Genomic DNA, 26,503 nt, shown 5'->3' with positions numbered 1-26,503 from the left:
CCCCGGCCCCCTACAACTCCTGGTCCCCGAACGCCAGCGCGTCCAGATCCCCGTCGAAGCCCTCCCCCAGGCCCGCCAGGCTCAGGAACATCCGCTGCTCCAGCGGGCCCGCCGCCTCCGTCCCCGCCCCCGCCTCCGTCCCCTCCCGCACCGTCTCCGGCGTCTGCAGGGCCTGTTCCGTCCAGATGCACTTGCCCGTGGGCGTGTACCGCGTCCCCCACCGCTGCGACAGTGCCGTGACCAGCTGAAGCCCCCGGCCTCCCTCGTCCGTCTCCGTCGCCCGGCGTATGCGCGGCATCGTCAGGCTGCCGTCGAAGACCTCGCAGATCAGGTCGGCGCCATGAAGCAGACGCAGGCGCAGAGGCCCCCTCGCATGGCGGATGACGTTCCCGACGAGCTCGCTCGCCAGCAACTCGGTCGTAGGGATCAGGGAGTCGAGCCCCCAGGCCGCCAGCTGGTCGCGGATCAGGGCGCGGGCCCGGCCCGCTGCTCTGGGGTCCTGGGGGAGGGGCCAGGAGGCCATGCGGGAGGCGGGCAGTGCGTGGAGCCGGGCCAGGAGGAAGGCCGCGTCGTCGGCGGCCTGGTGGTGGGAGGGGAGCAGGGCGGAGGTGATCCGCTCGCAGAGGTGCTCCAGGTCCTTCGCCGTGCCGTCCGCGTGGGAGGTGCGCAGGACGTCCGCGAGTGCCGCCATGCCCTCGTCCATCTCGCGCTTCGACGACTCCACCAGGCCGTCGGTGTACAGCACCAGCACGCTGCCCTCGGGAACCGGGATCTCCGTCGTCTCGAAGGGGGGTTCCGCCGCGCCCAGGGGCGGGTCCGCCGACAGGGGCGGGAAGACGACGGTGCCGTCGGGGTGGAGCAGGGCGGGGGGCGGGTGGCCCGCTCTGGATATGGAGCAGCTGCGCGTCGTGGAGTCGTACAACGCGTACAGGCACGTCACATACGACTCCTCGCCCATGGCGCCGACGATGTCGTTGAGGTGGCTCATGATCTCGTCGGGCGGCAGTTCGAGGTCGGCCAGGGTGTGGACGGCCGTGCGCAGGCGGCCCATCGTCGCTGCCTCCGGCAGGCCGTGGCCCATGACGTCGCCGACGACCAGGGCCACCTGGCCGCCCGAGAGCGGGATGATGTCGTACCAGTCGCCGCCCACGTCCATGCCCTGGCCGGCCGGGAGGTAGCGGGCCGCGGCGGTGCAGGCGGGGAGGGCGGGCAGGTCGCGGGGGAGCAGGCTGCGCTGGAGTTCGCGGGACCGGGTGTGCTCGGCGTCGAAGAGGCGGGCGCGTTCCAGGGCCTGGGCGACCAGGGCGCTGGTCGCGGTCAGGAGGGTGCGCTCCTCGTCGGTGAGGCGGCGCGGGTGGTCGAAGGTGACCGCGCAGATGCCGAAGGTGTGGCCCGAGGCCGTGAGGGGGAGGAGCGCCCAGGCCTGCTTGCCGGCGCGGGCGGGCAGGTCGGCCATGTCGGGGTAGCGGGCGGCGAACTCCTTCCGGGAGGACAGGAACAGCGGAGCTCCGGCCACTATCGCGTCCCACAGCGGGCTGGGCTGCGTACGCTCCCGGCCGTCGAGTACGGCGAGGACGTCGTCCGGGTAGCCGACGGTGCCGACCGTGTGCAGCCGGTCGCCCTCCACGGTCTGCACCACCAGTCCGGTCGCCTCGAACGGTGGCAGCACCCTGCGGGCGACCGCGTCCACCACGTCCTTCGAGGTCGTCGCCTTGGCGAGCGCCGCCGTCAACGCCGCTATCCGCGTGGCCCGTTCCGACGCCGCCCGCTCGGCGGAGCGGCGCTCCTCCTCCAGCCGCCGCTTCTCGGTGACGTCGGTGAAGTAGATCGTCCGGCCGTCGGGGCCCGGGACCAGCCGGAGATGGCACAGGCGGCCGTTCGGCAGCCGTACGTCGAAGCTGACCGACTTCTCCGCGGCGGCGGCCTGCCGGCAGCGGATCTCCAGGCCCGGCACCTGCTCGGCGGCGGGCAGGTCCCACAGCAGGCGGCCGAACAGCTCCTTCTCGGAGAAGCCAAGGGTGCGCTCGGCCTCCACGTTGGCGAAGGTGATCCGCCAGTCGTCGTCCATCGCGAGGAAGCCGTCGCTCATGTGGCGCAGGGCCCGGCCGAGCGCGTCACGGGCGGAACGGGGCTCGTCGCTGTCCCAGCCCACGCCGATCATCCGGTGGGGCTCGCCGCTCTCGTCGTACGTCACCCTGCCGCGGGCCTGGGTCCAGGCCCAGGTGCCGTCGAGTTTGCGCACCCGGTACTCGGCCTCGAAGACGCCGCCGGTGTGGATCGCGCGGTCCGCCGCCGCCAGCATCGGTGCCAGGTCGTCGGGGTGGACGCACCGCATCCAGTCGTCGGCCTTGCCGGTGTAGTCCGCCGGCCGGGTGCCGTACAGCTCCAGGGCCGCCTCGTCCCAGATCAGGTCGCCGGTGCGGATGTTCCAGTCCCAGGAGCCGACGCTGACCTCCTTCAGTGCCCGGCGCAGGCGCTCGCCGTTGCGCTCCGGCCGGCCGGGCCCGACGGGCGGCGGCGCCTGGTCCATGCGGTCCTCGGCCCAGGCGATGACGGCACGCAGGAACTCCCAGTGCTCACTGGACGGTTCGCCGTGGTCGCCCATCAGGACGCTGAGGGCGCCGGTGCTGCGCCGGTTGCTGTGCATCGGCAGTGCGGCCAGGCCGGTGCCGGGCCAGGCGGCGTCCGGGGCGTCGACCGCGCCGGCCGGGCTCAGCGGGACCCAGACGCCGTTCCCCTCGTGCAGCGCGCGGGCCGGGGCCAGCGGGCCCTCCTGGTCGATGATCTCCCAGCTTCGGATGAGGGCGGGAGGGAGCCCGGCCGTCGACACCAGGCGCAGCGCGGACATCGGGCCCCGGAGATGGATCATGCCGCCGAGCGCGCCCAGCTCGCCCACCGCGTGCTGCAGGGCCAGCCGGAAGACCTCGCTTTCCGCGACACCGGGGGCCACCGTGCCGAGCAGTGCCAGCCGAGCGTTCATGTGGCGGACTTTACCGTTCCAGGCTCAACCGATTCGGTGCTTCGCAAGATCCTTACGCCCCTCACCCGGCTGGTCGACATGCCGTCAACAGCCAAGCCGTACCGTCGAGTTGATCTCTCGGGCGACATGCGGCACGAGATCGGCGAGGTGTGGCCGCGGGGGCGTGTGGAGGAGTACCTCGACGGGCCACGAGGCTCGCGACGCAGTCGTCGGACACGGTCGTCGACGTGACCACCCTGGGTCCCGGACTGCTCGGCCGGTGCGACGAGCGGGTGGCCCGTCGTATGGTCCGTCGCGGCGGCGGCGGCCGTGGAGGCCGTGGAGGCCGTGGAGGCCGTGGAGAGTACGGAGCGTGCGCCGCGGGACTGAGCCTCCTTCCCCCGCTCGGCGAACACGAACAGCCGCAGGACCAGGAACCGGCCGATGCCGGCCAGCCCGGAGGCGGTGAGGTAGACGGCCTGCTCGCCGAGCAGCGTGGGGGACGGCTGCACCGCGTGGAGTACGAGCATCGCGGCGGTCGTCGCCAGGTAGGCGGCGGTGGCCGAGCCCGCCGACTGGAGGTGTTCGCGCAGGCCCGGGCGGTGTCCGGTGCCGAAGGTGAACAGGGCGTGCAGCTCGGTGCACAGGAGGGTGGAGACGACGGTGATCAGGGCGTTCGCCGCCGCCCAGGGTATGGCCGTGGCCAGCAGGGGTACGGCCGCCCCCGCGAGAAGCCCGACACCGCCGCCGCACACCACGAACCGGGCGAAGGAGGAGAGGGGGCCGGACTTCGAGGGGCTGTGCTTCGACGGGCTCGGCTCGGCCGGGCTCGACGTCCGCAGGCTCGGCTGCGACGGGCGGCTCGGCTGCGACGGGCGCGGCGACTCCATGGCGGCTTCCTTCCGGGCCGGACTGATCCTCTGAGGGGCTCAGCTCATCCCGGTGCGGCTTCAGCGCTGCCTCAGTCGGGCTTCAGCCGGTTTCGACGCGGCTTCAGCCGACCTCAACCGAGGCCGAAGAACGTGGAGTTCGGTCAGCCCATGAGCGTCACGAACCCGCCGCGCGACGTGCCGGAGCCCAGCAGCTGGGCCCAGTCGAGCACTTCGGGTATCCGCTCGACCGACAGCACCACGGCACCGCCCGCCCGTTCGGCGTCCCCGCACCAGTCCCCCATGTCACCGGGCTCGGCCGCGTCGAGTACCGGCGCGGCGAGCGCGGGGACCATGAGGCCGTACTCCCCCGGCCCGTCCACGACGCACAGGGTGAGCTTGGGTACGAGGCCCCAGCCCGAGCACAGCGGCATCTGCCCGTCGGCTGCGTCGAGGGCCGGCAGGGCGTCGTGGACGGAGGCACCGGCCAGGAGCAGGACGGGAGTCTCACCCCGTACGAAGAGGGTGTTCTCGGGATCATGAAGCATGCGGCCACTATCTCCCAGCCGCCGCCCGGAGCGGTCATCAGGTCATCCGGCCGTCAGGCTGGCAGGTCGTCAGGTCGTCAGGTCGTCAGGTCGTCAGGCACCGTCCTGGTCGCGCAGCTCGTCGATGTAGGCCTGCGCGAGGCCGGTCGTGCGGGTGAACCAGTCCGTGAGGACGGCGATCTCGTCGGCGGAGTAGGAGGCGAAGAGGGCGTTCAGGCGGGCGTAGTAGGGGCCGTAGAGCTCCTGGGCGCGGGTGACCGCGGCCGGGACGGCGGCCACGCGGACGCGGCGGCGGTCGTCCGGGTCCGGGCGGCGGGTGATGAAGCCGGCGCGTTCGAGGCGGTTGAGGATCCCGGTCATCGCGCCGGTCGTGACGTGCGCGTGCTCGGCGAGTTCGCCCGCCGTGAGGAGGTTCTCGCCGGCCTTCAGGACGCAGGCGAAACAGAGCAGATCGGTGATGTTCAGGCCCAGCCGCTGGGCCATCTCCTGCTGGCCGAGCAGGTGGGCCGCGATGAGGGAGTCCATCGCCTCCAGCGCCTGGGCCGGGGTGGCGGTGGGGCGCGGCGTGGCTTGCATCTTCCTGATTACCTTAGCTTGTGAGAGATTTAGGGCCTAAACTTCTTACGTCGTGAGGGATTCTCGACCCTACGAGAGGGAGGCAGGCACGTGAGCCAGTATGACGAGGGGCACACGGTCGCGGGGTGGACCGGAACCGCGATCGCGACCATCGGTTCCGCCGTGCTGGGCGCGGGGATATGCACGGTCTCGGCGGCGCTGATCGCCGGTGGCATCGGCATCACGGCGGCGAGTGTCCTCGTCACCTGGGCCCTGCACCTCACCGGCTGGGGCAAGCCGCCGGGCGTCCGTCCGCGCGGGCAGTGGCGGATGGGGGTGCGTGACCTGACCGCACGGGACGGACACGCGGACTGCTGGGGATGCCGGCTGGCGGGGCGGGGGCGGCGTACGGCAGGGGTGGCGTCCGAGGTGGTTCCCGTGACGGCCGCGGAACCGGAGCCCGCTGCCGCCGAGGTGGGTCTCTGAGGCGCCGGTCACCGAGGCCGGTCGTGGAACCGGCGCCGTCGGTTCGGCGATCCGGCGTTGTCAGTGGTGGCCTCTAGTCTCGAAGAGCGATGGCACAGGCTTGGCGATGCTCGGGGCTGCGGTGGTCGGCGGACGGCCCCGCACTGGCGTGGGACGGCGGTCGGCGCTCAGCGCTGACCTGGGGGAAGCGGGTGGCCTTCGGGGTCGTGGAAGGGGGAGCGCGGACATGCGGGGGAGCGCGGGGGCATGCGTGTCCGGTGCGGGCGGTCGTGCCGGGGCGGAGCACGGGGGCGCGGTGCGAGGAGTGTGCGCGGCTGGACCGGGCGCATTCGGTGGCCGCGGACACGATGGCGGACGATCCGCGCCCGTACCACGTATATCTGGCGTGGTTCGGCCCCGGCATGACCAAGGTCGGCATCACCGCCGTTGAGCGCGGCTCGGCACGGCTGCTGGAGCAGGGCGCGGTCTGTTTCACCTGGCTGGGCGCCGGCCCACTGATGGCGGCCCGCCGCACCGAGGAACTGCTGCGGGCGGCACTGCGGGTGCCGGACCGGATTCCGTACGGCGCCAAGCGGGCGGTGCGGTCATCGCTGCCGCCCTCGGAAGCGGAGCGTGCGGCCGAGGTGGCGGACCTGCACGCCAGGGCGGTTGCCCTGCCTGACTGGCCGGAGTCCCTCACCCGCGAGCCCTGCCAACCGGTCGACCATGCGGGGGTGTTCGGGCTGGCGGAACTGCCGGATGCCGTCGGGGAGGTGGCCGAGCTTGTCGCGGGCGGGACGGTGAGCGGGCGGTTGGTGGCGGCTGCGGGGCCGGATCTGCATGTGGCGGCGAGTGGCGGGGTTGTGGTGGTCGATACGCGGTTGATGACGGGGTGGGATCTGGTGCCGGCGCGTGCGGATGGTGAACTGACCGTGCCGGTACGGGTGTTCAGGGAGCGCGCGATGAACACGCAGGACGGCTTGTTCTGACCGGCGCCCTCGGGTGAAGTTTCCAGGCGCACCTGGGGGAGTTCAGGCGCAGCGAGGTGCTGGTTCCGGTGTGTACGGCGTCCAGGCGCTAACTGCCGAGGGCACTGTTGATCGCCACCAGGCCGGCCTCACGCAGCCACTGACTGGCGGTCGAATCCGGAGCCCTCCCCAGGACACCCATGACCGCGTCGTACGCCCGTCGCAGGGCTGTCGGGTTCGGCTGCTGAGCCGACGCCTCGCCGTGCAGGGCCGCCGCTTCCTCGACGAGTTCCGCTTCGGCGATGTCGTCGAGCCCGAGTTCGGGAAGCCGTGTCAGCACGTCCCTCGCGAATCGCAGCAGCGAGTCCGGCTTCACGCCCCAGGTGTTGTTCATGGTGTTCTGCCGACCTCCGATCTGGATGCCCTGGGCTCCGGACTGGACCGTCGTGTTGTACGTGTCGCCCGTCGACGCGGGCCTGGGGTAGAGGAATTCTGACACTGTCATCCCACTTTCTGCGCAGTCGAGCCCGAGGCGGGTCAGGGAAATGCGGTGCGCCGTATGGATCTCCCGATAGCCGGGGTCCGTCCAGTGCGTCTTGTGGAACAGCTCCATCAGGTTTCGTTCAACCAGATACTGTGCGGCTTCGCGCAGGTCTTCGAGCGTCAGGGGAACGCTTTCGAACGAGGCGTCAGGAGACCCCATGAAGTCGCCGCAGACCGGCATGCGGTCACCTGCTCGGTACAGCTGATGCGCCCAGCTCAGAAGCGCGTTACGTGTATGAACGGCACGGGCGGTCGGATCCTGAGCCGCCCGGGCCATGCGCAAGGCCTCACGCTCCGCAGCGGCGGCCGTCATCTTGCCGCCAAGCCCTCGGAAAACACGGCGAAGTCCAGTCGCCGGCCGCTCATCGGGACGATCCGTACTCAACGACCCCTCCTCCCCCTCGACGCCCCTCACCTCGGACCGAACCGCAACGCGGGGAACCGTAACCTTGCTTTACCCCTGAACGAGCGTCTTTCCCCGGATCCCACGCAGAGGGGTCCTTTTGTGCTAGAGATCTTTAACGGCTGGGTTACGGCGGTTGGAGGTCGAGTCCGGTCTTGGCGATGAGCCCCTCGATGAGATGGGGTCGGTACTGCATCCGTTTCAGACTTCCCAGGGATCGCCTGAGAACCTCCTGTGCGTTTCTCAGGGAAATCACAGGTTGCCGAAAGGGCCCTCTAAGAGGCCTCCGACATCGTGTCCACTATGACCACGACCTCGCCCCAGGGGCGCACCGAACTGCTGAGGCCGGACGGGAGCCCCGTCCGAGTGCTTGTGGTGGACGATGAGCTGTCGATCACCGAACTGCTGTCCATGGCCCTTCGTTATGAGGGCTGGCAGATCCGGAGTGCGGGGGACGGCACGGGTGCCGTCCAGACCGCGCGGGAGTTCCGGCCCGACGCCGTCGTCCTGGACATGATGCTGCCGGACATGGACGGGCTCACGGTGCTCGGCCGGCTTCGGCGGGAGCTGCCCGACGTGCCCGTGCTGTTCCTCACCGCCAAGGACGCCGTCGAGGACCGTATCGCCGGGCTCACCGCGGGTGGGGACGACTACGTCACCAAGCCGTTCAGCCTCGAAGAGGTCGTCGCCCGGTTGCGCGGGCTCATCCGGCGGTCCGGTGCCGCCGACCGGCGGTCCGAATCGGTGCTGGTAGTCGGGGACCTGACCCTCGACGAGGACAGCCACGAGGTCTCGCGGGGCGGCCAGTCCATCCACCTCACCGCCACCGAGTTCGAGCTGTTGCGCTTCCTCATGCGCAATCCCCGGCGCGTGCTCAGCAAGGCACAGATACTCGACCGCGTGTGGTCGTACGACTTCGGCGGGCAGGCCAATGTCGTCGAGCTGTACATCTCCTACCTGCGGCGGAAGATCGACGCCGGTCGCGAGCCGATGATCCACACCCGGCGTGGTGCCGGCTATCTGATCAAGCCCGCGGCGTCATGAGCGGACGACGACGGCCGCGTGCGCAGAAGCGGCAGCGGCGGGCAGGTCAGCCGCGCACCCTGCGGACGCGGCTCGTCGTCGCGTCCCTGGTGCTGATCGCCGTCGTGTGTGCGGTGATCGGTACGGTGACGACGCTCGCCCTGCGGTCGCACCTGTACGAACAACTGGGCGCCCAGCTCACCGAGGTCGGCAATCGGGCCGCCGGCAAGCCTCCCGGCACGGACCCCGACGAGGACGACCCCAACAAGAACGACTCGCCCCACAAGGCCGCCCAGACCTTCGACATCGGCGAGTTCGCCAAGCGCGCGGGCGGTCCGGGGTCGTCCGGCACGGTCATCGCCCTGGTCCGCGACGGCGTCATCACCGAGGCCAAGGTCGGCCAGAAGTCGGACGACGGCACCGCCGCCGGCGACTTCGGGATGAAGGCCATCGACCTCACCGATGCCCAGGAAGCGGCGCTCGACGAGGTCCCCCGGGACAAGGACCAGCACACCGTCGACCTGGGCGGCAGCCTCGGCGAATACCGTGTGCAGTACCGGACGAGCATCGACGGCACCCGCAGCTACTACGTCGCCATCCCCACCAAGGACGTCAGCAGCACCCTCAACACCCTGATGCTCATTGAGCTCAGCGTCACCGCCGCCGCCCTCGTGGCCGCCGGCATCGCCGGCACCGTCATCGTCGGCGTGGCCACCCGCCCCCTCCGCCGCGTCGCCACCACCGCCACCCGCGTCTCCGAACTCCCCCTCCACACCGGCGAGGTCAACCTCAGCGAGCGCGTCCCCGAGTCCGAGACCGACCCGCACACCGAGGTCGGCCAGGTCGGCGCCGCGCTCAACAGAATGCTGGACCACGTCCACGCCGCCCTCCACTCCCGCCAGCAGAGCGAGATGCGCGTACGGCAGTTCGTGGCCGATGCCAGCCATGAGCTGCGCACCCCCCTCGCCTCCATCCGCGGGTACGCCGAGCTGACCAGACGCGGCAGAGAGGACGTCGGGCCGGACACCAAGCACGCCCTCGGCCGGATCGAGTCCGAGGCGGGCCGGATGACGCTGCTCGTCGAGGACCTCCTCCTGCTCGCCCGGCTCGACGCCGGACGGCCGCTGCAGTTCGAGCAGACCGACCTGGTCCCGCTCGTCGTAGACACCATCAGCGATGCCCGCGCGGCCGGCATGGACCACAACTGGCGCCTCGACCTGCCCGACGAACCGGCCCTCGTGTCGGCGGACGCGGCACGTCTGCAACAGGTGCTGGTCAATCTCCTCGGCAACGCCCGCAACCACACCCCACCCGGAACGACGGTCACGGCCCGTGTTCAACGGCGGGGCCCCTGGCTGTGCGTGGACGTCGAGGACAACGGCCAGGGCATCCCACCAGACCTGCTCCCGCACGTCTTCGAACGCTTCGCGCGCGGCGACTCGGCCCGCTCCCGTGCCACCGGCTCCACCGGCCTCGGCCTGGCCATTGTGCAGGCCGTCGCGACCGCGCACGGCGGTGCCGTGACCGTCGACAGCGTGCCCGGACGGACCGTGTTCACGGTGCATCTGCCCGCGCTCCCCGTGCCGCCGCGCCCCGAAATGAGCTGGCAACAGCACTCACAGGCACAGCACAGCGTCACCACATGGGCGGAACAGGGCGCCTGACGAAAGTCGGTCGCATGCGAACCGACTCTTCTTCCGGCACCCTGCCGGCGCGGGAGCACCTCCCGGCCGGAGACGCCGGTACGCCTGTCCTGGACGTAGTGATCCCCGTCTACAACGAGGAGAAGGACCTCCAGCCGTGTGTGCTGAGACTGCACGAGCACCTCGAGCGCACCTTCCCGTACGCGTTCCGCATCACGATCGCGGACAACGCGTCGACGGACACCACCCCCCAGGTGGCGTCGCGGCTGGAGGCGGAAATCCCGGAGGTCAAGGCCTTCCGGCTGGAGCAGAAGGGCCGCGGCCGGGCGCTGCGGACCGTCTGGTCCGCCTCGGATGCCCCGATCCTCGCCTACATGGACGTGGACCTGTCCACCGACCTCAACGCCCTGCTGCCCCTGGTGGCACCGCTGATCTCCGGTCACTCGGACCTGGCGATCGGCTCCCGGCTGGCCCGCGCCTCCCGCGTCGTCCGCGGGCCCAAGCGGGAGTTCATCAGCCGCGCCTACAACCTCGTCCTGCGCGGCTCGCTGCAGGCCCGCTTCTCGGACGCCCAGTGCGGCTTCAAGGCCATCCGGCGGGATGTCGCGCAGGTGCTGCTGCCCCTCGTCGAGGACACCGGCTGGTTCTTCGACACCGAGATGCTGGTGCTCGCCGAGCGCGCGGGACTGCGTATCCACGAGGTCCCGGTCGACTGGGTCGACGACCCCGAATCGACCGTCCACATCGTGAAGACGGCGACCGACGACCTCAAGGGCGTGTGGCGGGTCGGCAGGGCCCTGGCCACCGGTTCGCTCCCGCTGGACCGGCTCACCCGCCCCTTCGGTGACGACCCGCGCGACCGCGAGATCAAGGACGTACCCAAGGGCCTGGCCCGTCAGCTCGTCGGCTTCTGCGTCGTCGGCGGCCTGTCCACTGTCTTCTACCTCCTCCTCTACAGCGGCTTCCGGGTCTTCACCGGCTCGCAGATCGCCAACGCGCTCGCGCTGCTGGTCTCCGCCATCGCCAACACGGCCGCCAACCGGCGCCTCACCTTCGGAGTGCGCGGCCGCGGCGGCGCCGTACGGCACCAGGCGCAGGGCCTGGTCGTCTTCGGCATCGGACTCGCCCTGACCAGCGGCTCGCTCGCCGCCCTCAACGCGGCCAGCAGCGACCCCGCCCACTCCACCGAACTGGCGGTCCTGATCGCCGCCAACCTCGCGGCGACGGTGCTGCGCTTCCTGCTCTTCCGGGCGTGGGTGTTCCCGGACCGGCAGGACACACCGCCGACGGCGATCGCCGCACACACCCCGTCCTCGCCGACGTACTCCACCCAGCCGTACCCGCAGACCTTCGGCACGCTGCCGCACCGCACACCCCAGCACACGTACGACACCGCACAGTTCCGCGCCGGTGCAGCCGCGGACGGCCCTTGGCGGGACGCCACCGTGCAGTTGCAGCCGGTGCGCCCGCACGACACCGACTCGAGGGACTCCCGATGACCATCCACTACGACCGGACGACAACCGACGGCAACGGCAGAGCAGCGAGTCCCGACTCCTGGGCCCCGCCCTCGACGCCCCCTTCCGCCGCACCGGCCCCCGGCTCCGGTGAACCCAAGCAGCCCTTCGTACGCCGGCTGTGGCGCGGCCGGCCCGAGGACCCGCGCTGGGCGCGCCCGGCCTTTCTCGGCCTCCTGCTCGCCACGTTCCTCCTCTACCTCTACAACCTCAGCGCCTCCGGTTACGCCAACTCCTTCTACTCGGCGGCCGTTCAGGCCGGCAGCCAGTCCTGGAAGGCGTTCTTCTTCGGGTCGCTGGACGCAGCGGGCGCCATCACCGTCGACAAGCCCCCGGCCTCCCTGTGGCCGATGGCCCTGTCCGTCCGCCTCTTCGGCCTCGGCTCGTGGGCGATCCTGCTCCCCGAGGTCCTCATGGGCGTCGGCACGGTGGCCGTGGTCCACGCCGCCGTACGCCGCCGGTTCAGCCCCGCGGCCGGCCTGATCGCGGGCGGGGTGCTCGCGCTCACCCCCGTCGCGGCGCTGATGTTCCGCTTCAACAACCCGGACGCGATGCTGGCCCTGCTGATGGCCGTGGCCTGCTACTTCGTCATCCGGGGCCTGGAGGACGGCCGGACGAAGTGGCTGGTGTGGGCCGGTGCGGCCATCGGCTTCGCCTTCCTCGCCAAGACCCTCCAGGCCTTCCTGATCCTGCCGCCGCTGGCCATCGTCTACGCGGTGTGCGCGCCGGTGCCGGTGAAGAAGCGGATCGGTCAGCTCGCTGCGGGCCTGGCCGCGATCGTCGTCTCCGGCGGCTGGTGGGTCGCGATCGTCGAGCTGTGGCCCGCCTCCTCCCGCCCGTACATCGGCGGCTCGCAGAACAACTCCTTCCTGGAGCTGACGTTCGGCTACAACGGCCTCGGCCGGCTCAACGGCGACGAGACCGGCAGCGTCGGCGGTGGCGGGGGAGGCGGCAACGGTGGCGGCAACTGGGGCGAGACCGGCTGGGACCGGCTGTTCGGCGCCGGCATCGGCGGCCAGATCTCCTGGCTGATCCCGGCCGCGCTGATCCTGCTGGTCGCGGCCCTGGTGGCCACCCGCGGGGCCAAGCGCACGTCGGTGACGCGCGGGTCGTTCCTCGTCTGGGGCGGCGCGCTGGTCACCACCATGCTGGTCTTCAGCTACATGCAGGGCATCTTCCACGAGTACTACACCGTGGCCCTCGCCCCCTACATCGCCCCGCTGATCGGCATGGGCGCGGCGCTGCTCTGGGAGAAGCGGGACGAGGCGTGGGCGTCGCTCACCCTGGCCGGCGCGATGACGGCCACCGCGGCCTGGGGCTACGTCCTGCTCAACCGCTCCTCCGACTACCTGCCCTGGCTGAAGTGGCTGGTCCTGGTCGGCGGTCTGGCCGCCGCGCTGGGCCTGGTCTTCGCCGGGAAGCTGGGACGTCGACTGACCCTGGGCGTCGTCGGGCTGGGCCTCGCCGCCGCCCTGGCCGGCCCTGCGGCGTACACCCTCACCACGGCGAACGAGGGCCACACCGGCTCGATCGTCACCGCGGGTCCCGCGGTCGCGGGCGGCCGTGGCGGCCCGGGCGGTGGTGGCGGCCCCGGTGGCGGCGGTTTCCCGGGCGGCGGTATGCCGGGTCAGCAGAACGGCAACGGCACCACCCAGGGCCAGGGCCAGGGTCAGGGTCAGAACCAGCAGAACGGCAATGGCTTCCCCGGCGGGGGCATGCCCGGTCAGCAGAACGGCAATGGCAGCACTCAGAATCAGCAGGGCGGCCCTGGCGGTCAGACCGGTGACGGCGGCCGCATGGGCGGCGCCGGCGGCATGGGCGGTCTCCTCAACGGCGCCGGCGTCAGCGACGAGGCCAAGGCGCTGCTGGAGAAGAACGCCGGTGACTACACCTGGGCGGCCGCGGCCATCGGCGCCCAGAACGCCGCGAGCTACCAGCTCGCCACCGGCGAACCGGTCATGGCGATCGGCGGCTTCAACGGCACCGACCCGTCCCCGACGCCGGCCGAGTTCAAGAAGTACGTGGAGGACGGCAAGATCCACTACTTCATCGCGAGCGGCAGCGGCGGCGGCATGGGTGGCAACAGCAACGGCACCTCCTCGCAGATCAGCTCCTGGGTCCAGGAGAACTTCGAGACGGTGACCGTGGACGGCACCACCTTCTACGACCTGACGCAGCCGAAGAGCGACGGCTGACGATCGCCTTCGTAGGGGCGGTGGCTCGGGCCGCCGCCCCTACGCGCAATTCCAATTCCGTTGTACGCCGTATAGGGGCTGTTCTACGGTGTACAACATGACGACATCCCCCCAGGAACAGGCCCCGGCGGCCGAGACCCAGGCCCAAGGCCACCCCCAACGCTGGCTGATCCTCGGTGTCATCTGTCTGGCGCAGCTCACCGTGCTGCTCGACAACACGATCCTGAACGTGGCCATCCCCTCGCTCACCAGCGAACTGGGCGCCGCCACCTCGGACATCCAGTGGATGATCAACGCGTACTCGCTCGTGCAGTCCGGTCTGCTGTTGACCGCGGGCAGCGCCGCCGACCGCTACGGCCGCAAGAAGATGCTGGCGACGGGCCTCGCCCTGTTCGGCATCGGTTCGCTGGTGGCCGGGCTGGCGGACAGCTCCGGCCAGTTGATCGCCGCACGGGCCGGTATGGGGATCGGCGGCGCACTGCTGATGACCACCACGCTCGCCGTGGCGATGCAGATCTTCACGCCCGAGGAGCAGCCCAAGGCGATCGGCATCTGGGCGGCCGTGAACTCCCTGGGCTTCGCGGCAGGGCCGCTCATCGGCGGCTTCATGCTGGACCACTTCTGGTGGGGTGCGATCTTCCTGATCAACCTGCCCGTCGCGGCGCTCGGCCTGGTGGCGGTCGTGATGCTGGTGCCGGAATCCAAGAACCCCCAGGGCGACCGGCCCGACCTCCTCGGCGCCCTGCTGTCCACGATCGGCATGGCGTCCCTGGTGTTCGCGATCATCTCCGGACCCGAGCACGGCTGGACGTCCGGCCGGGTGCTGGCGACGGCCACCGTCGCGGTCGTGGTGCTGGGCGCCTTCGCGTACTGGGAGAGCCGGATCCCGTACCCCATGCTCGACATGCACTTCTTCCGGAACCGGCGGTTCACGGGAGCCGTCGCGGGTGCCGTGCTGATCACCTTCGGGATGGGTGGATCGCTCTTCCTGCTCACCCAGCACATGCAGTTCGTCCTCGGTTACGGGCCCCTGGAGGCGGGGCTGCGCACGGCGCCGCTGGCGTTGATGATCGTGGCCCTGAACTTCACCGGACTGTCGGCGAAGTGGTCGGGCAAGCTGGGTACCCCCGTCTCCATCGGCCTGGGCATGACGGCGATGGCCGCGGGCCTCGTCTCCATCGCGACGCTCACCGAGCACGGCTACCCGGGCACCCTGCTGGGCCTGGTGCTCATCGGGGCGGGCGCCGCGATCGCCAGCCCCGCGATGGCGCACGCGATCATGAGCGCGATTCCGCCGGAGAAGGCCGGTATCGGCGCCGGCATCAACGGCACGGTGGCGGAGTTCGGGCAGGGGCTGGGCGTCGCGGTGCTCGGGGCGGTCCTCAACTCGCGCTTCGCGGCGCTGATTCCGGTCGCGGCGGTGTCCCTGCCGGGGGCGTTGGCCGAAGCGGGCGGCTCCGCCGAGAAGGAGCGGATCATGGACGCGTTTGCCTCCGGCCTGGAGACCAGTCAGTTGGTGGGGGCGGGGGCTGTGTTGGCCGGGGGATTGGTCGCGGCGGGTCTGCTGCGCAGGGCTGAGCGGGTAGACATCGCCTAAGAGCTCGGGTCATGTGGTGGTGGGCGACTGCGGGTTGTGTGTGGTTGATCGCGCAGTTCCCCGCGCCCCTTTGAGGGCGTTCGCGCCTAGCATCTTGATCAGTTCACGGAAGTCGAGGAAGGTGCGCCATGGCTAGGGCAGCTCAGCGGTCCGCGCGTACGAGCGTCTGGCTGGCGGGCAAAGCCCGGCGGGGCGGACGCGGCGGGGGACAGCCCTCCGGTCTCGACCGGGAGCGGATCACCTCGGCGACCGTCCGGCTGCTGGACGCAGAGGGGCTGGCCAAGTTCTCCATGCGGCGGCTGGCCGCCGAGCTGAACGTGACCGCGATGTCCGTCTACTGGTACGTCGACACCAAGGACGACCTCCTCGAACTCGCCCTCGACGCCGCTTTCGGCGAGCTCACGCTGCCCGACCCGGAGTCCCACGAGGACTGGCGGATCCAGCTGCGCGCGGTGGCCCGCGGGTACCGCGAGCTGCTGGTCCGCCACCCGTGGCTCTCGCCGCTGATCGGTACCTACATCAACATCGGCCCGAACAGCCTCGCCTTCTCCCGCCTCATCCAGCGGATCATCCGCAAGACCGGCCTGCCCGCGCACGGCCTGGTGGCCGCCATCTCGGCCGTCTTCCAGTTCGTGTACGGCTTCGGCACGATCGAGGGCCACTTCATCGCCCGCAGCGCCGCCTTCGGCATGACCCCCGACGACTACTTCCACCACGCCATGAGCACGGTGACGCAGTCCCCGGAAGCCGCCGAAATCGTCCAGGACGCAGCGGAACTCATGGAGGCCCGAGGCGGCGACACGGTCGAGGAGATGTGGGAGCGCGACTTCGACTTCGCCCTGGACCTGCTGGTGGCGGGCATCGAGGCGATGGTCGAAAAGGCCGGGGGCGAGTAGCGCCCCCTTCAGGGGCGCGGGGAACTGCGCGATCAACCACATACAACCCGCAGTCGCACACCTACTGAGCCACCCGAGCTATCAGGCGACCCTCAGTCCCCCTCAACGAGCCGCGCCGGAAACCCACCGGTCGCCACCGGCCCCCACCGCTCCGGCGTCACCCGGATGATCGACTTCCCCTGCTTCACCATCGCCGCCCGGTACTCGTCCCAGTCCGGATGCTCCCCGGCGATGTTCCGGTAGTACTCGACCAGCGGCTCCACGGACTCCGGCGAGTCGACGACCTCGGCCGACCCGTCGATCTGAACCCACGGCCCGTTCCAGTCGTCGCTGATGACAAGGACGCTCACCCGCGGATCCCGCTTCGCGTTCCGCGTCTTGGCCCGCTCCGGATACGTGGACACCACGATCCGCCCCGAGTCGTCGACCCCACAGGTCAGCGGCGAGGCCTGCGGGCTGCCGTCCGCCCGCCTGGTCAGCAGAATCGCGCGATGACGGGGCCGTACGAAATCCAGCAGCTCTTCGAGCGAGACGCGCGTGTTCGTCGCGATGTTCGGTGCCATGGCCTCACCCTAGGGGCAGCGACTCCCCCTGCACCGCCTGGATGTCCAGCTCGACCTTCAACGTCGTACCAATGGCCGCGATGCCCGCCTGCACCACCTGGTTGTAGTTCATCGCGAAGTCGTCCCGGTGCAGTTCCGCCGTCGCCCGGAACGCGGCTCGCGTCCCGCCCCACGGGTCCGCCCCGGTCCCCAGATACGCGAGGTCCAGGTCAACCGGCCGTACGACACCGTGCATGCCCAGTTCCCCGTGCACCCTCCACCGGTCGGAACCCACGGCAGCCGTCAGCCCTGTCGAGCGGTACGTGATCTCGGGATACCGCTCCACATCCAGGAAGTCCGGCGACTTCAGATGCCCGTCCCGCATGCCGTTCCCCGTGTCGATCGAGTCCGCCCGGATCACCGCCTCCACCCGGGACTTGGTGACGTCGTCCGGCGCGATCTCGACGGCGCCCGTGAAGTCGGTGAAACGACCCCGCACGCTGGAGATCCCGAGGTGCTGGGCGACGGCGGCCACGCTGGAGTGCGCCGGGTCGACGGTCCACGGCCCGGGCGGCGGCAGCTCCGTGCCGCCCTGCCGTGCCAGTGTCACCGTGCCGACCTCGGCCCGGCCGCTCGCCGTCACGAGGGCGCTCGCGGCGGCGGGCGCGTAGCCGACGGCGGTGACGATGACGGTGTATGCCCCCGCGGGCAGCGGATTGGGGTCCCGTACGGCCCCCTCCGCGTCCGCCTCCGACCGCAGCACCTGCGCTCCGGTCATGTCGGTCACGGTGACGACCGCGTGCGACACGGCCCATCCGTCCCGGGTGCGGATCCTCGCGGTCAGTCCCATCTCAGGTCACTCCTCAAGCTCAAAGAAACCGGCCCGTGGCGGCGGCGCACCTCCGCTCAGAGCGCGCCGCCCGCCACGGGCCGGGGTCCGACTATTCGCCCGGGTGGGCGAGTTCGATGTCGTGGTCGTCGACGCCGCGGCCGGTGACCGTCAGTGCCGTCGCCACCGGCGGGTAGCCCGTCGCGATGACCGTGTACTCGCCGCCGTCCAGGTCGGTGAAGGCGTACGCCCCGTCCGTGCCGGTCGTCGCCGTGCCGACCACGTTGCCCGCGGCGTCGACCAGCGTGACCCGCGCGTCGGCCAGCGGGCCGTGCGGTGCCCTTACGACGCCCTGGACCTGGGCGCCGGCCTCCAGGTCGACCTCGATCCGGGTGACCCCGGTGCCGCCGATCTCGACGGGCAGGGCGTGCGGCCGGAACCCGGCGGCGTTCACCGCGACGGTCACGGCACCCGGCACCAGCTCGGCGAAGCCGAACTCGCCCTGCTCACCGGTGGCGGCGGTGGCCAGCAGATCCCCGCGGACGTCGGTGACGATCACCATCGCGTCCTTCACCGGCAACGCGTTCTCCGCGGCCCGGACCACACCGCTCAGCCCGCTGGTGCCGCTGAGCAGGATGTCGTAGGCCAGCGGCTCGTCGCCGTTCACGACGATCGTGGACGCCTGCGGCTGGAAGCCGTCGGCGGAGGCGATCAGGACGTACGACCCCGTGCCCGGCGCGTCGACGGCGTACCCACCGTCGGCCTGCGCCACCGACCGGCCGAGCTGCCGTCCGGCGAGGGAGATCAGCGTGACCGCGGCCTGCGGCACGGGCGCGCTCTCGGCCCCCCGGACGAAGCCGCGGACCGGGACGCCGCCGGACGGGCCGGACGTCTCCTCGGGCGGGGCCACGGTGGCGACCGCGGCGAGCTTCTGGGTGCCGTCGGCAGCGGTCTCCGTGTCCGAGGTGGCGGCGGCCCAGCTCGGGACGGACCGCTCCTCGGGGACGGCCTGCGCGGGAGCCTCGGTGGCTTCCGCCGTCCCTGACTCGGCGGCCTGCGCCAGCGCGCCCTTCGTCTTCAGCGGAACCTCCTTGATGAACAGGGAGAACACCAGGGCGAGGAAGGCGATCGGCGCGGCGTACAGGAAGACGTCCGCGACGCCGTGGCCGTACGCGCTCTCGATGACCGTGCGCACCGGGCCGGGCAGTGCGTCGAGGTCGGGGATCTCACCGTGGCCGGAGGAGCCGCCCTGCACGCCGAGCTTGGTCAGGCCCTCCTCGGCGTAGTGGGTGATGCGGTGGCTGAGGACCGCGCCGAGCGCCGAGACGCCCATGGCGCCGCCGAGGGAGCGGAAGAAGTTCACCACCGAGCTGGCGGCGCCCAGGTCGCTCGGGTCCACCTGGTTCTGGGTCGCCAGGACCAGGTTCTGCATCATCATGCCGACGCCGAGGCCGAGGAGGGCCATGAAGATCGCCACGTGCCAGTACTCGGTGTCGTAGCGGATCGTGCCCAGTAGCCCGAGGCCCGCCGTCACCAGCACACCGCCGGCGAGCAGCCACGCCTTCCAGCGGCCGGTGCGGGTGATGACCTGCCCGGAGACGGTCGACGAGATGAACAGGCCGACGATCATCGGGATGGTCAGGACGCCGGACATGGTCGGCGACTCGTTCCGCGCCAGCTGGAAGTACTGGCTGAAGAAGATCGTGCCGGCGAACATCGCGATGCCGACGAAGAGGGACGCCAGCGAGGCGAGCGTGATGGTGCGGTTGCGGAACAGGCGCAGCGGGACGATCGGCTCGCTCGCCTTGGACTCCACGAAGACGAAGATCAGCAGCAGCGCGAGCGCGCCGCCGGTCATCGCGTAGGTCTGCCAGGACAGCCAGTCGTACTTGTCCCCGGCGAAGGTCACCCAGATCAGCAGCAGGCAGACCGCGGCGGTGATGAAGAAGGCGCCCGCCCAGTCGACCTTGACCTTCCGCTTGACGACCGGGAGGTGCAGGGTGCGCTGGAGCACGATCAGGGCGATGACGGCGAAGGGCACGCCGACGTAGAAGCACCAGCGCCAGCCGAGCCAGTCGGTGTCGGTGATGACGCCGCCGATCAGCGGGCCGCCGACCATGGCGGTGGCGAAGGTGGCGCCGAGGTAGCCGTTGTAGCGGCCGCGCTCCCGCGGGGAGATCATCGCCGCGAGGATGATCTGGGCGAGCGAGGACAGGCCGCCCATGCCGATGCCCTGCACCGCGCGGAACGTGATGAGCATGGCCGGGTTCTGGGACAGGCCCGCCGCCGCGGAACCGGCCACGAAGACGACCAGCGCCAGCTGTATCAGCAGCTTCTTGGAGAAGAGGTCGGCGAGCTTGCCCCACAGCGGCGTGGACGCGGTCATCGCCAGCAGCGACGCGGTGACCACCCAGGTGTAGGCGCTCTGGCCGCCGCCGAGGTCCTTGATGATGTCGGGCAGGGCGTTGGAGACGATCGTCGACGACAGGATCGCCACGAACATGCCGAGCAGCAGCCCGGTCAGCGCTTCCATGATCTGCCGGTGCGACATCGGAGCGCCGTGCGCGGGCGGGCCTCCTGAGTGCTTGGCGTGGGCCCGCACACCGGATGGTGTGGTCGTTGCCATGGGCTTCCTTCTCTTACTGGCTCTCTGGCTCTGTGGCTCAGTGGCGGTTACGGGGTGATCGCGGGTGTACGGCAGTCGTCGAAGCTGGCCCTCAGCCGGGCCATGAGCCGGGTGAGCTGGGCGACCTCGTCGTCGGTCCAGTCGCTCAGCCGCTCGGCGAGCAGGTGCGTGGTCCGCCGGGACATCTCCCGGACCCGCGCCTCACCCGCCGGGGTGAGGCGCAGGATGCGGCTGCGTTTGTCCGCCGGGTCGGGGGAGCGCTCGATCCAGCCGCGCTCGGCGACGTGGGCGACATGGCGGCTGGTGACCGACATGTCCACGGCGAGCAGCTCGGCGAGCTTGCTCATGCGCATCTCCCCGTGGCGGGCCAGCAACGTCAGTACGGCGGCGGAACCGGCGGGGCAGTCGGACGGCAGCGTGCGTCCCATCTCCCGCTTCACGGCGCCGAAGGCGCTGAACTGGCGGACCAGCTCCTCGTACTGCGCCTGCTCGGCCATCACACCTCCCGTATTTGTTGCTTAGGGCAACCATAGAGCTGTTTGGTTGCTACAGGCAAATAAACAGGGAGGGGTGCGCCGCAAAAACTTGGCAAAGGCAAGTATTGCGGCCGTAAATGTGCAGGTGGGGTGGGCTCTGTGGCCCCCTGCGCAGGGCCGCGGCCCCCACTTGGGCCGAACGGGCGGATTCGCTAGGGTCTCAGGCCATGGCTAACACCCACGGCCCCCAGGGCAACCACGACCCCGCAGGCAGCACCCAGATGTTCCGCGCCTTCGTCGACGAGGGCCCGCAGGGCGGTCGGCAGCAGGCGTCCTCCGGCGGCCCCCGCATCGGCCTGATCCTCGGCGTCGTCGTCGCCGTGGCGGTCGTCGCGGCGGTGGCCTGGCTGGCGTTCGCGAAGTAGGGCGTACGTCCCAGCAGGGCGTACGTCCCCTACTTCCACCGGACGGTGACGTCCCGCGTCTCGATGTGCATGCCCAGCGGCACGCGCCAGGCCTCGACGCACACCGTCCAGGTCTTCTCCTTGCGTACCCCGGCCCCGATCGGCGCCGGGAGCTGCTCCGTCGACTCGATCGTCGCCCAGTCGATGCCGAGCGCGCCGATGATGTGGGTGCCGAAGGTGACGGTGCCCGAACGCACGTCTGTGCCGCCGGAGTTGTGGAAGACGAGCGTCACTTTCTCGCACCAGCGCTGGTCGGCGGGCTTGCGTGCCGGGTCGCTCACGCCGAGCCGTGCGGGCGCGTCGGGTGGCGCGGGCGCCGAGGACGTGGGTGAACTGCCCGGCGGGGCACTGGAGTCGGTCGGCGTGACCGTGGGTCCTGAGGCCTCGCCCATCGGTGGGCCGGAGCGCTCCGCCCCTGTCGGTGAGGGCGTCACCGTCACCTGACGCCCGTCCCGCCCGCGGGAGCCGCCGGCACCGCCACCCCGGTCGTCCCCGCTGCCGCCCCCGCCCGTCGGCCCGTCGAGCGGCACCAGCGTCACCCCGCCCGTCGGCAGGACCGCCGTACCGGAGAGCCTCGACGGCCCGCCCGCCGCCCCGGTCGCGACGTACCCGTCACCGCCCCCGCCGCCTCCGCACGCGGCTGTCACCCCGCCCAGGCAGACGACGGCCGCCGACGCGCCGAGCAGGGCGCACCGACGGCCATGTGTCCATGTCGTGCGGGGTGAGCGAAGCATCCGGCCATGGTGGCTGACGCTCCGTCAATTATGAAGGGGCCGGAACGGCTCAGTCGGAGATGAGGCCTTCGCGCAGCTGCGCCAGGGTCCGCGTCAGCAGCCGGGAGACGTGCATCTGGGAGATGCCGACCTCCTCGCCGATCTGCGACTGGGTCATGTTGGCGAAGAAGCGCAGCATGATGATCCGCCGCTCACGGGGCGGGAGTTTGGCCAGCAGGGGCTTGAGGGACTCGCGGTACTCGACGCCCTCGAGGGCGGTGTCCTCGTAGCCGAGCCGGTCGGCCAGGGAGCCCTCGCCGCCGTCGTCCTCCGGGGCGGGGGAGTCCAGCGAGGAGGCCGTGTACGCGTTGCCGACCGCGAGGCCGTCGACGACGTCCTCCTCGGACACGCCCAGCACGGTGGCGAGTTCGGTGACCGTCGGCGAGCGGTCCAGCTTCTGGGAGAGCTCGTCGCTGGCCTTGGTGAGCGCGAGGCGCAGCTCTTGGAGGCGGCGCGGGACGCGCACCGACCAGGACGTGTCGCGGAAGAAGCGCTTGATCTCGCCCACGACCGTCGGCATCGCGAACGTCGGGAACTCCACGCCCCGTTCGCAGTCGAAGCGGTCGATCGCCTTGATCAGGCCGATGGTGCCGACCTGGACGATGTCCTCCATCGGCTCGTTGCGCGAGCGGAAGCGGGCTGCCGCGTAGCGCACGAGCGGGAGGTTGAGCTCGATCAGGGTGTCCCGGACGTAGGCACGCTCGGGGCTGTTCTCGTCCAGGGCGGCGAGCCGCAGGAACAGGGAGCGGGACAGGGTGCGGGTGTCGATGTTCGCCGAGGCCGGCAAGGCCGGGACGTCAGCGGCCGGCAGGGCCGGGGCCGGGAGGGCCTCAAGGGCCGAAACGTCGTCGAGCGCGGCGTCGGGCGCGGACTCGCTCTTCGTGAGCGTGAGCACCTTCGAGCTGCCCTGGTCTGCGGACATGCCACCCCCTTTGGGTCGCGGGACGGTATGGCGAACGCTCCGATCGAGGAACGCCAGCCTTCACCTGAATACCGGAGCCGAAGCCACGGCAAACGCGCTTCCCGAAGAATGTCACATGTCGGCAACACGCTGTAGTGACATGTCGACATGTGAGACTTGAATCCGCCCTGGATAAACGGGGTCTGACGGCTTTTCAACGCAGAACTGTCGGGATCCGCCCTGGTGAGCGATTCGCTCGCGACGGTTACCGGTCGCTCCTGTTTGCGGTTACGCGTCGATCCGGTTCGCCGAACGCAGCCGCTGGAAGCTACGGGCGAGTAGCCTCGAAACGTGCATCTGGGAGACCCCGAGTTCCGCACTGATTTGCGACTGGGTGAGGTTGCTGTAGTAGCGCAGGAGAAGGATTCTCTGTTCGCGTTCGGGGAGCTGGACCAGCAGGTGCCGGACCAGGTCCCGGTGCTCCACGCCGTCCAGGGCGGGGTCCTCGTAGCCGAGCCGGTCCAGCAGCCCGGGCAGCCCGTCGCCCTCCTGCGCGGCCTCCAGTGAGGTGGCGTGGTACGACCGCCCGGCCTCGATGCAGGACAGCACCTCGTCCTCGGTGATGCGCAGCCGCTCGGCGATCTCGGCGGTGGTGGGGGTGCGTCCGTAGGCGGTGGTCAGGTCCTCGGTCGCGCTGTTGACCTGGACCCACAGCTCGTGCAGCCGGCGCGGTACGTGGACCGTGCGGACGTTGTCGCGGAAGTACCGCTTGATCTCGCCGACCACCGTCGGCATCGCGAAGGTCGGGAACTGCACGCCCCGGTCGGGGTCGAAGCGGTCGATGGCGTTGATGAGCCCGATGGTGCCGACCTGGATCACGTCCTCCATCGGCTCGTTGCGGGAGCGAAAGCGGGCGGCCGCATAGCGCACGAGCGGGAGGTTGGCCTCGATGAGCGCCCCGCGCACGCGGTTGTGCTCCGGCGTGCCCGGCTTCAGCTGCTTGAGCTCGCCGAAGAGCACCTGGGTGAGCGCCCGGGTGTCGGCACCACGACTGCGGGGCGGCGCGGCTACGGGAGGTTCCTCCTGACCGGGGGTTTGCGAGGTGGGGGCTTGCGGGCTCGGGGCTTGAGGCGCAGTACTGGCCGGCACGGTCAACTCCACCTCGTGATCCATCAACTCATCCGTCAAAAGCGGTCATAGCATCACAAGACAGTTCATTGTGTTCAAGCACCGCATAATCCCGTGTTGAGGGATGAATCAGCTCGTAAGACACGCGAAAGCCCCCCGCCGTTCCGGCGGAGGGCTGCGGGGGGAACGTGCCGTGGCTCAGTATTCGTAGTCGGCGATCACCCAGGTGGCGAACTCCCGCCACAGGGTGACGCCCGCCTGGTGCTCGGGGTGCTCGACGTACGTGCGCAGGGCGGCCGGGTCGTCGAAGGCGGAGTTGATGGCGAAGTCGTAGGCGATGGGGCGGTCGCTGATGTTCCAGCCGAGCTCCCAGTGCCGGATGCCGGGGACCTTGCCCTCGAGCGAGCGGAAGGCCTCGACGCCCTCCACGACCCGCGGGTCGTCGCGCTCGACGCCCTCGTTGAGCTTGAAGAGGACGAGGTGGCGGATCATGGGCACTCCCGGGAGGTAGGGCCTACTGGGCCCCGTCTGCGAGCCAGGTGAAGAACTCGCCGATGGCCTTGGCGGCGTCCGATATGCCCTCGAAGCCTATCTGGACGTAGTCGGCGGCCTTGGCCGGGTCCGTGATGATCACGTAGAGCACGAAGACCACGAGCACATAGACGGCGGCCTTCTTCGAGTTCACCGCCATCGCGGCCTCCCCAGTCACTTTTGTCCCAACGACCGCACATGATCGCACGAAGGGCCCCGTCTTTCGACGGGGCCCTTCTGGAGAGCGGTAGCGGAGGGATTTGAACCCTCGGTGACTTGCGCCACACTCGCTTTCGAGGCGAGCTCCTTCGGCCGCTCGGACACGCTACCGAGGGAGACCTTACAGCACGGTGGGCCCTGCTCTGAAATCGGTATTCGCGGCCCAGGACGCCGCCCTTCACCGACCTCGGAAGAAGTCCGTGAGGAGACGGGCGCATTCCTGGGCCAGCACGCCCTCGATCACCTCGGGGCGGTGGTTGAGCCGCCGGTCGCGTACGACGTCCCAGAGGGAGCCCGCCGCGCCGGCCTTCTCGTCCCGGGCGCCGTAGACGACCCGGTCCACGCGGGACTGCACGATGGCGCCCGCGCACATGGTGCACGGCTCCAGCGTGACGACGAGCGTGCAGCCGGACAGGCGCCACTCCCCCGCCTTGGCCGCGGCCCTGCGAATGGCCAGCACCTCCGCGTGGGCGGTCGGATCACCGGTCGCCTCGCGCTCGTTGTGGCCGACGCCGAGCACGGTCGTCCCGTCCGCGGACAGCACGACGGCGCCGACGGGGACGTCCCCGCCCCGGACGGCCAGTTCGGCCTCGTCCAGGGCGAGCCGCATCGCGGCCCGCCAGCGGTCACGTACGGGGTCGGGCGGCTGGGGCACCTCGGGCGCCGACCCCTGGTCGAACGAGGTCAGCGGACGGTCTCCAGCACCTCCGAGGCCCCCAGCGCCTCGGCGATCGCGCTGAGCGCGTCGTCGGCGTCCAGGGCCTTCAGCTCCTTCTCGCTGACGCCGAGGTCGTCGAGGATCTCGCTGTCGCCGACGGGGCTGTGCGGCACCGCCTCGGCGGCCCCGCCGTCCTCGTCGTCGTCGGAGTCGCCGTCCGGCTCCTCGGTGCCGTCGAGATCGAGGGCGTCCAGGTCGGGGCCGTCGTCCCCGGGCTCCCGGCCGAGCAACTCGTCGGTGAGCAGGATCTCGCCGTAGCTGCTGCGGGCAGCGGCGGCGGCGTCCGAGACGTAGATGCGAGGGTCGTCCTCGCCGTCGACGCGGACGACGCCGAACCACGCGTCCTCCTGCTCGATGAGCACGAGCACCGTGTCGTCCTCGGGCGAGGCTTCACGGGCCAGGTCGGCCAGATCCGACAGGGTCTCCACATCGTCGAGCTCTGTGTCGCTCGCTTCCCACCCGTCTTCGGTGCGCGCGAGCAGTGCGGCGAAGTACACCGTGACTCTCCCACTGGTCATAGGCGTGCCGGTTGGGCTTCCCCCCGGCGGAGGTTGCGGGCGGGGAGGCTCGGGGTCCGAGGCCCACCCACTCGGAATCGTGGCAGAAACAAGGCGTTCAGGGGACGTCTTCGGCTCCCTGTGTCCGGCAGTTTTGATCGCGTTGGCCCGCGGGGTTCCGCGAGCACGTCCGTGAAGGACTCACCAGCACACTCGTTGCCGCCACGTGCGGATCGTACGCGGCTTTTCCAGGTGTCCACGCACGCCCGCCGCCCAAGTGCCCCCGAGAGCCGCGGATCTTCCCGCGCGGCTCGCTCTACCAGCGGAACGTGCGCATGCGCATCGCGTGCCGCAGGCGGGCCGCCTTGGCGCGGCGCGGCTGGACGCGGTCCCGGAGTTCGCGGGCCTCGGCGAGCTCCCGCAGGAACTGGGCCCGGCGCCGGCGGCGCGCGGCGTCGGTCTCCCCCTGCGTGTCCTGCGGGGGACCCGCAGCGGGACCAGTCGTGGGATCTGCTGGGGACTCAGGATCAGGCATAGGCTCACCACCCCCGGTACGTCCCTCCCACTTTCCCTCCGATGGGCGGTTTGATGCCAGCGTTCGGGTGATGCTTTGGCCCT

The 26,503-nt window shown here is 70.7% G+C and carries 25 protein-coding genes, 1 tRNA gene and 1 pseudogene; 9 read left to right on the top strand and 18 right to left on the bottom strand.

Translation table 11 applies throughout. The features are described from left to right. Nucleotides 1–10 precede the first annotated feature (10 nt). The 4 genes and pseudogenes from ACIBU0_RS05780 to ACIBU0_RS05765 form a co-directional block, all read right to left on the bottom strand. Nucleotides 11–2,980, bottom strand: coding sequence for a SpoIIE family protein phosphatase (locus tag ACIBU0_RS05780; protein WP_398812189.1), 2,970 nt, complete (start codon nt 2,978–2,980; stop codon nt 11–13). A 368-nt stretch (nt 2,981–3,348) separates the two neighbouring features. Beyond that, nucleotides 3,349–3,849: pseudogene (locus tag ACIBU0_RS05775) on the bottom strand (hypothetical protein); the annotation flags it as partial. Between the two features lie 143 nt (nt 3,850–3,992). Beyond that, entirely contained in the window at nt 3,993–4,376 is a 384-nt protein-coding gene (locus tag ACIBU0_RS05770) for a hypothetical protein (RefSeq protein WP_398812186.1), read from the bottom strand. A 93-nt stretch (nt 4,377–4,469) separates the two neighbouring features. Beyond that, entirely contained in the window at nt 4,470–4,952 is a 483-nt protein-coding gene (locus ACIBU0_RS05765; RefSeq protein ID WP_398812183.1) for a MarR family transcriptional regulator, read from the bottom strand. Nucleotides 4,953–5,042: 90 nt separating this feature from the next. On the opposite strand from ACIBU0_RS05765, the gene ACIBU0_RS05760 reads away from it, so the two are divergent. Both ACIBU0_RS05760 and ACIBU0_RS05755 read left to right on the top strand, forming a co-directional pair. Then, a complete protein-coding gene (locus ACIBU0_RS05760; RefSeq protein ID WP_398812180.1) occupies nt 5,043–5,417 on the top strand; it encodes an HGxxPAAW family protein in 375 nt (124 codons plus the stop codon). 89 nt (nt 5,418–5,506) lie between these two features. Then, the gene (locus ACIBU0_RS05755; protein ID WP_398812178.1) at nt 5,507–6,385 is read left to right on the top strand and encodes a DUF2797 domain-containing protein; all 879 of its coding nucleotides are present in this window, start codon (nt 5,507–5,509) and stop codon (nt 6,383–6,385) included. A gap of 88 nt (nt 6,386–6,473) precedes the next feature. Here the strand turns inward: ACIBU0_RS05755 and ACIBU0_RS05750 are convergent, their stop codons facing one another. Then, complete coding sequence (locus ACIBU0_RS05750) at nt 6,474–7,220, bottom strand: hypothetical protein (protein WP_398812176.1); 747 nt, start codon at nt 7,218–7,220, stop codon at nt 6,474–6,476. 393 nt (nt 7,221–7,613) lie between these two features. Between ACIBU0_RS05750 and ACIBU0_RS05745 the strand changes: the two genes are divergently transcribed. From ACIBU0_RS05745 to ACIBU0_RS05720, 6 genes are all read left to right on the top strand, one after another. Continuing rightward, nucleotides 7,614–8,354 (top strand): response regulator transcription factor, encoded by a 741-nt coding sequence (locus ACIBU0_RS05745; protein ID WP_398812173.1) that lies wholly within the window; start codon nt 7,614–7,616, stop codon nt 8,352–8,354. Continuing rightward, on the top strand, nt 8,351–9,997 hold the full coding sequence (locus ACIBU0_RS05740; protein WP_398812170.1) for an ATP-binding protein: 1,647 nt from the start codon (nt 8,351–8,353) through the stop codon (nt 9,995–9,997). The genes ACIBU0_RS05745 and ACIBU0_RS05740 overlap by 4 nt, the downstream gene beginning before the upstream one ends. Nucleotides 9,998–10,011: 14 nt before the next feature. Beyond that, nucleotides 10,012–11,475, top strand: coding sequence for a glycosyltransferase (locus ACIBU0_RS05735; RefSeq protein ID WP_398812167.1), 1,464 nt, complete (start codon nt 10,012–10,014; stop codon nt 11,473–11,475). Then, nucleotides 11,472–13,688 (top strand): ArnT family glycosyltransferase, encoded by a 2,217-nt coding sequence (locus tag ACIBU0_RS05730; RefSeq protein ID WP_398812164.1) that lies wholly within the window; start codon nt 11,472–11,474, stop codon nt 13,686–13,688. Before ACIBU0_RS05735 ends, ACIBU0_RS05730 begins: the two co-directional genes overlap by 4 nt. Nucleotides 13,689–13,785: 97 nt before the next feature. Beyond that, on the top strand, nt 13,786–15,285 hold the full coding sequence (locus tag ACIBU0_RS05725; protein ID WP_398812161.1) for an MFS transporter: 1,500 nt from the start codon (nt 13,786–13,788) through the stop codon (nt 15,283–15,285). 128 nt (nt 15,286–15,413) lie between these two features. Beyond that, complete coding sequence (locus tag ACIBU0_RS05720; protein ID WP_398812158.1) at nt 15,414–16,181, top strand: TetR/AcrR family transcriptional regulator; 768 nt, start codon at nt 15,414–15,416, stop codon at nt 16,179–16,181. A gap of 92 nt (nt 16,182–16,273) precedes the next feature. Here ACIBU0_RS05720 and ACIBU0_RS05715 read toward each other — a convergent pair whose 3' ends face one another. The 4 genes from ACIBU0_RS05715 to ACIBU0_RS05700 all read right to left on the bottom strand — a co-directional run bounded on the left by ACIBU0_RS05715 (nt 16,274) and on the right by ACIBU0_RS05700 (nt 20,675). Continuing rightward, a complete protein-coding gene (locus tag ACIBU0_RS05715; protein ID WP_398812155.1) occupies nt 16,274–16,744 on the bottom strand; it encodes a PPOX class F420-dependent oxidoreductase in 471 nt (156 codons plus the stop codon). A gap of 4 nt (nt 16,745–16,748) precedes the next feature. Continuing rightward, entirely contained in the window at nt 16,749–17,573 is an 825-nt protein-coding gene (locus tag ACIBU0_RS05710) for a YceI family protein (RefSeq protein ID WP_398812152.1), read from the bottom strand. A gap of 91 nt (nt 17,574–17,664) precedes the next feature. Further along, complete coding sequence (locus ACIBU0_RS05705; protein WP_398812149.1) at nt 17,665–20,178, bottom strand: MFS transporter; 2,514 nt, start codon at nt 20,176–20,178, stop codon at nt 17,665–17,667. Nucleotides 20,179–20,225: 47 nt separating this feature from the next. Continuing rightward, nucleotides 20,226–20,675: a MarR family winged helix-turn-helix transcriptional regulator gene (locus ACIBU0_RS05700; RefSeq protein ID WP_398812146.1), complete on the bottom strand. Its 450-nt coding sequence runs from the start codon at nt 20,673–20,675 to the stop codon at nt 20,226–20,228. Between the two features lie 206 nt (nt 20,676–20,881). On the opposite strand from ACIBU0_RS05700, the gene ACIBU0_RS05695 reads away from it, so the two are divergent. Next, the gene (locus tag ACIBU0_RS05695; protein ID WP_398812143.1) at nt 20,882–21,079 is read left to right on the top strand and encodes a hypothetical protein; all 198 of its coding nucleotides are present in this window, start codon (nt 20,882–20,884) and stop codon (nt 21,077–21,079) included. Nucleotides 21,080–21,108: 29 nt separating this feature from the next. On the opposite strand, the gene ACIBU0_RS05690 is transcribed toward ACIBU0_RS05695, so the two are convergent. The 9 genes from ACIBU0_RS05690 to ACIBU0_RS05650 form a co-directional block, all read right to left on the bottom strand. Then, nucleotides 21,109–21,852, bottom strand: a complete 744-nt coding sequence (locus ACIBU0_RS05690; protein WP_398812140.1) for a hypothetical protein — start codon at nt 21,850–21,852, stop codon at nt 21,109–21,111. 49 nt (nt 21,853–21,901) lie between these two features. Further along, nucleotides 21,902–22,813: an RNA polymerase sigma factor SigF gene (locus ACIBU0_RS05685; protein WP_398812138.1), complete on the bottom strand. Its 912-nt coding sequence runs from the start codon at nt 22,811–22,813 to the stop codon at nt 21,902–21,904. Nucleotides 22,814–23,080: 267 nt separating this feature from the next. Further along, the gene (locus tag ACIBU0_RS05680) at nt 23,081–23,965 is read right to left on the bottom strand and encodes an RNA polymerase sigma factor SigF (protein WP_398812135.1); all 885 of its coding nucleotides are present in this window, start codon (nt 23,963–23,965) and stop codon (nt 23,081–23,083) included. A 153-nt stretch (nt 23,966–24,118) separates the two neighbouring features. Continuing rightward, nucleotides 24,119–24,412 (bottom strand): Dabb family protein, encoded by a 294-nt coding sequence (locus ACIBU0_RS05675; protein ID WP_398812132.1) that lies wholly within the window; start codon nt 24,410–24,412, stop codon nt 24,119–24,121. 22 nt (nt 24,413–24,434) lie between these two features. Beyond that, nucleotides 24,435–24,611, bottom strand: coding sequence for a hypothetical protein (locus ACIBU0_RS05670; protein ID WP_398812129.1), 177 nt, complete (start codon nt 24,609–24,611; stop codon nt 24,435–24,437). 85 nt (nt 24,612–24,696) lie between these two features. Beyond that, nucleotides 24,697–24,781: transfer RNA gene (locus ACIBU0_RS05665), tRNA-Ser, on the bottom strand. 67 nt (nt 24,782–24,848) lie between these two features. Continuing rightward, nucleotides 24,849–25,280: a tRNA adenosine(34) deaminase TadA gene (gene tadA / locus ACIBU0_RS05660; RefSeq protein WP_398813956.1), complete on the bottom strand. Its 432-nt coding sequence runs from the start codon at nt 25,278–25,280 to the stop codon at nt 24,849–24,851. A 74-nt stretch (nt 25,281–25,354) separates the two neighbouring features. Next, nucleotides 25,355–25,885, bottom strand: a complete 531-nt coding sequence (locus tag ACIBU0_RS05655) for a hypothetical protein (RefSeq protein WP_398813953.1) — start codon at nt 25,883–25,885, stop codon at nt 25,355–25,357. Between the two features lie 316 nt (nt 25,886–26,201). After that, entirely contained in the window at nt 26,202–26,420 is a 219-nt protein-coding gene (locus ACIBU0_RS05650) for a hypothetical protein (protein WP_398812127.1), read from the bottom strand. Between the last annotated feature and the right edge of the window lie 83 nt (nt 26,421–26,503).

It is taken from the genome of Streptomyces sp. NPDC049627 (genome assembly GCF_044465645.1).
In the GTDB taxonomy this organism is placed as follows: Bacteria; Actinomycetota; Actinomycetes; order Streptomycetales; family Streptomycetaceae; genus Streptomyces.
Note: the sequence above shows the minus strand (reverse complement) of the source record. Positions and strands in the feature narration are given on the sequence as shown.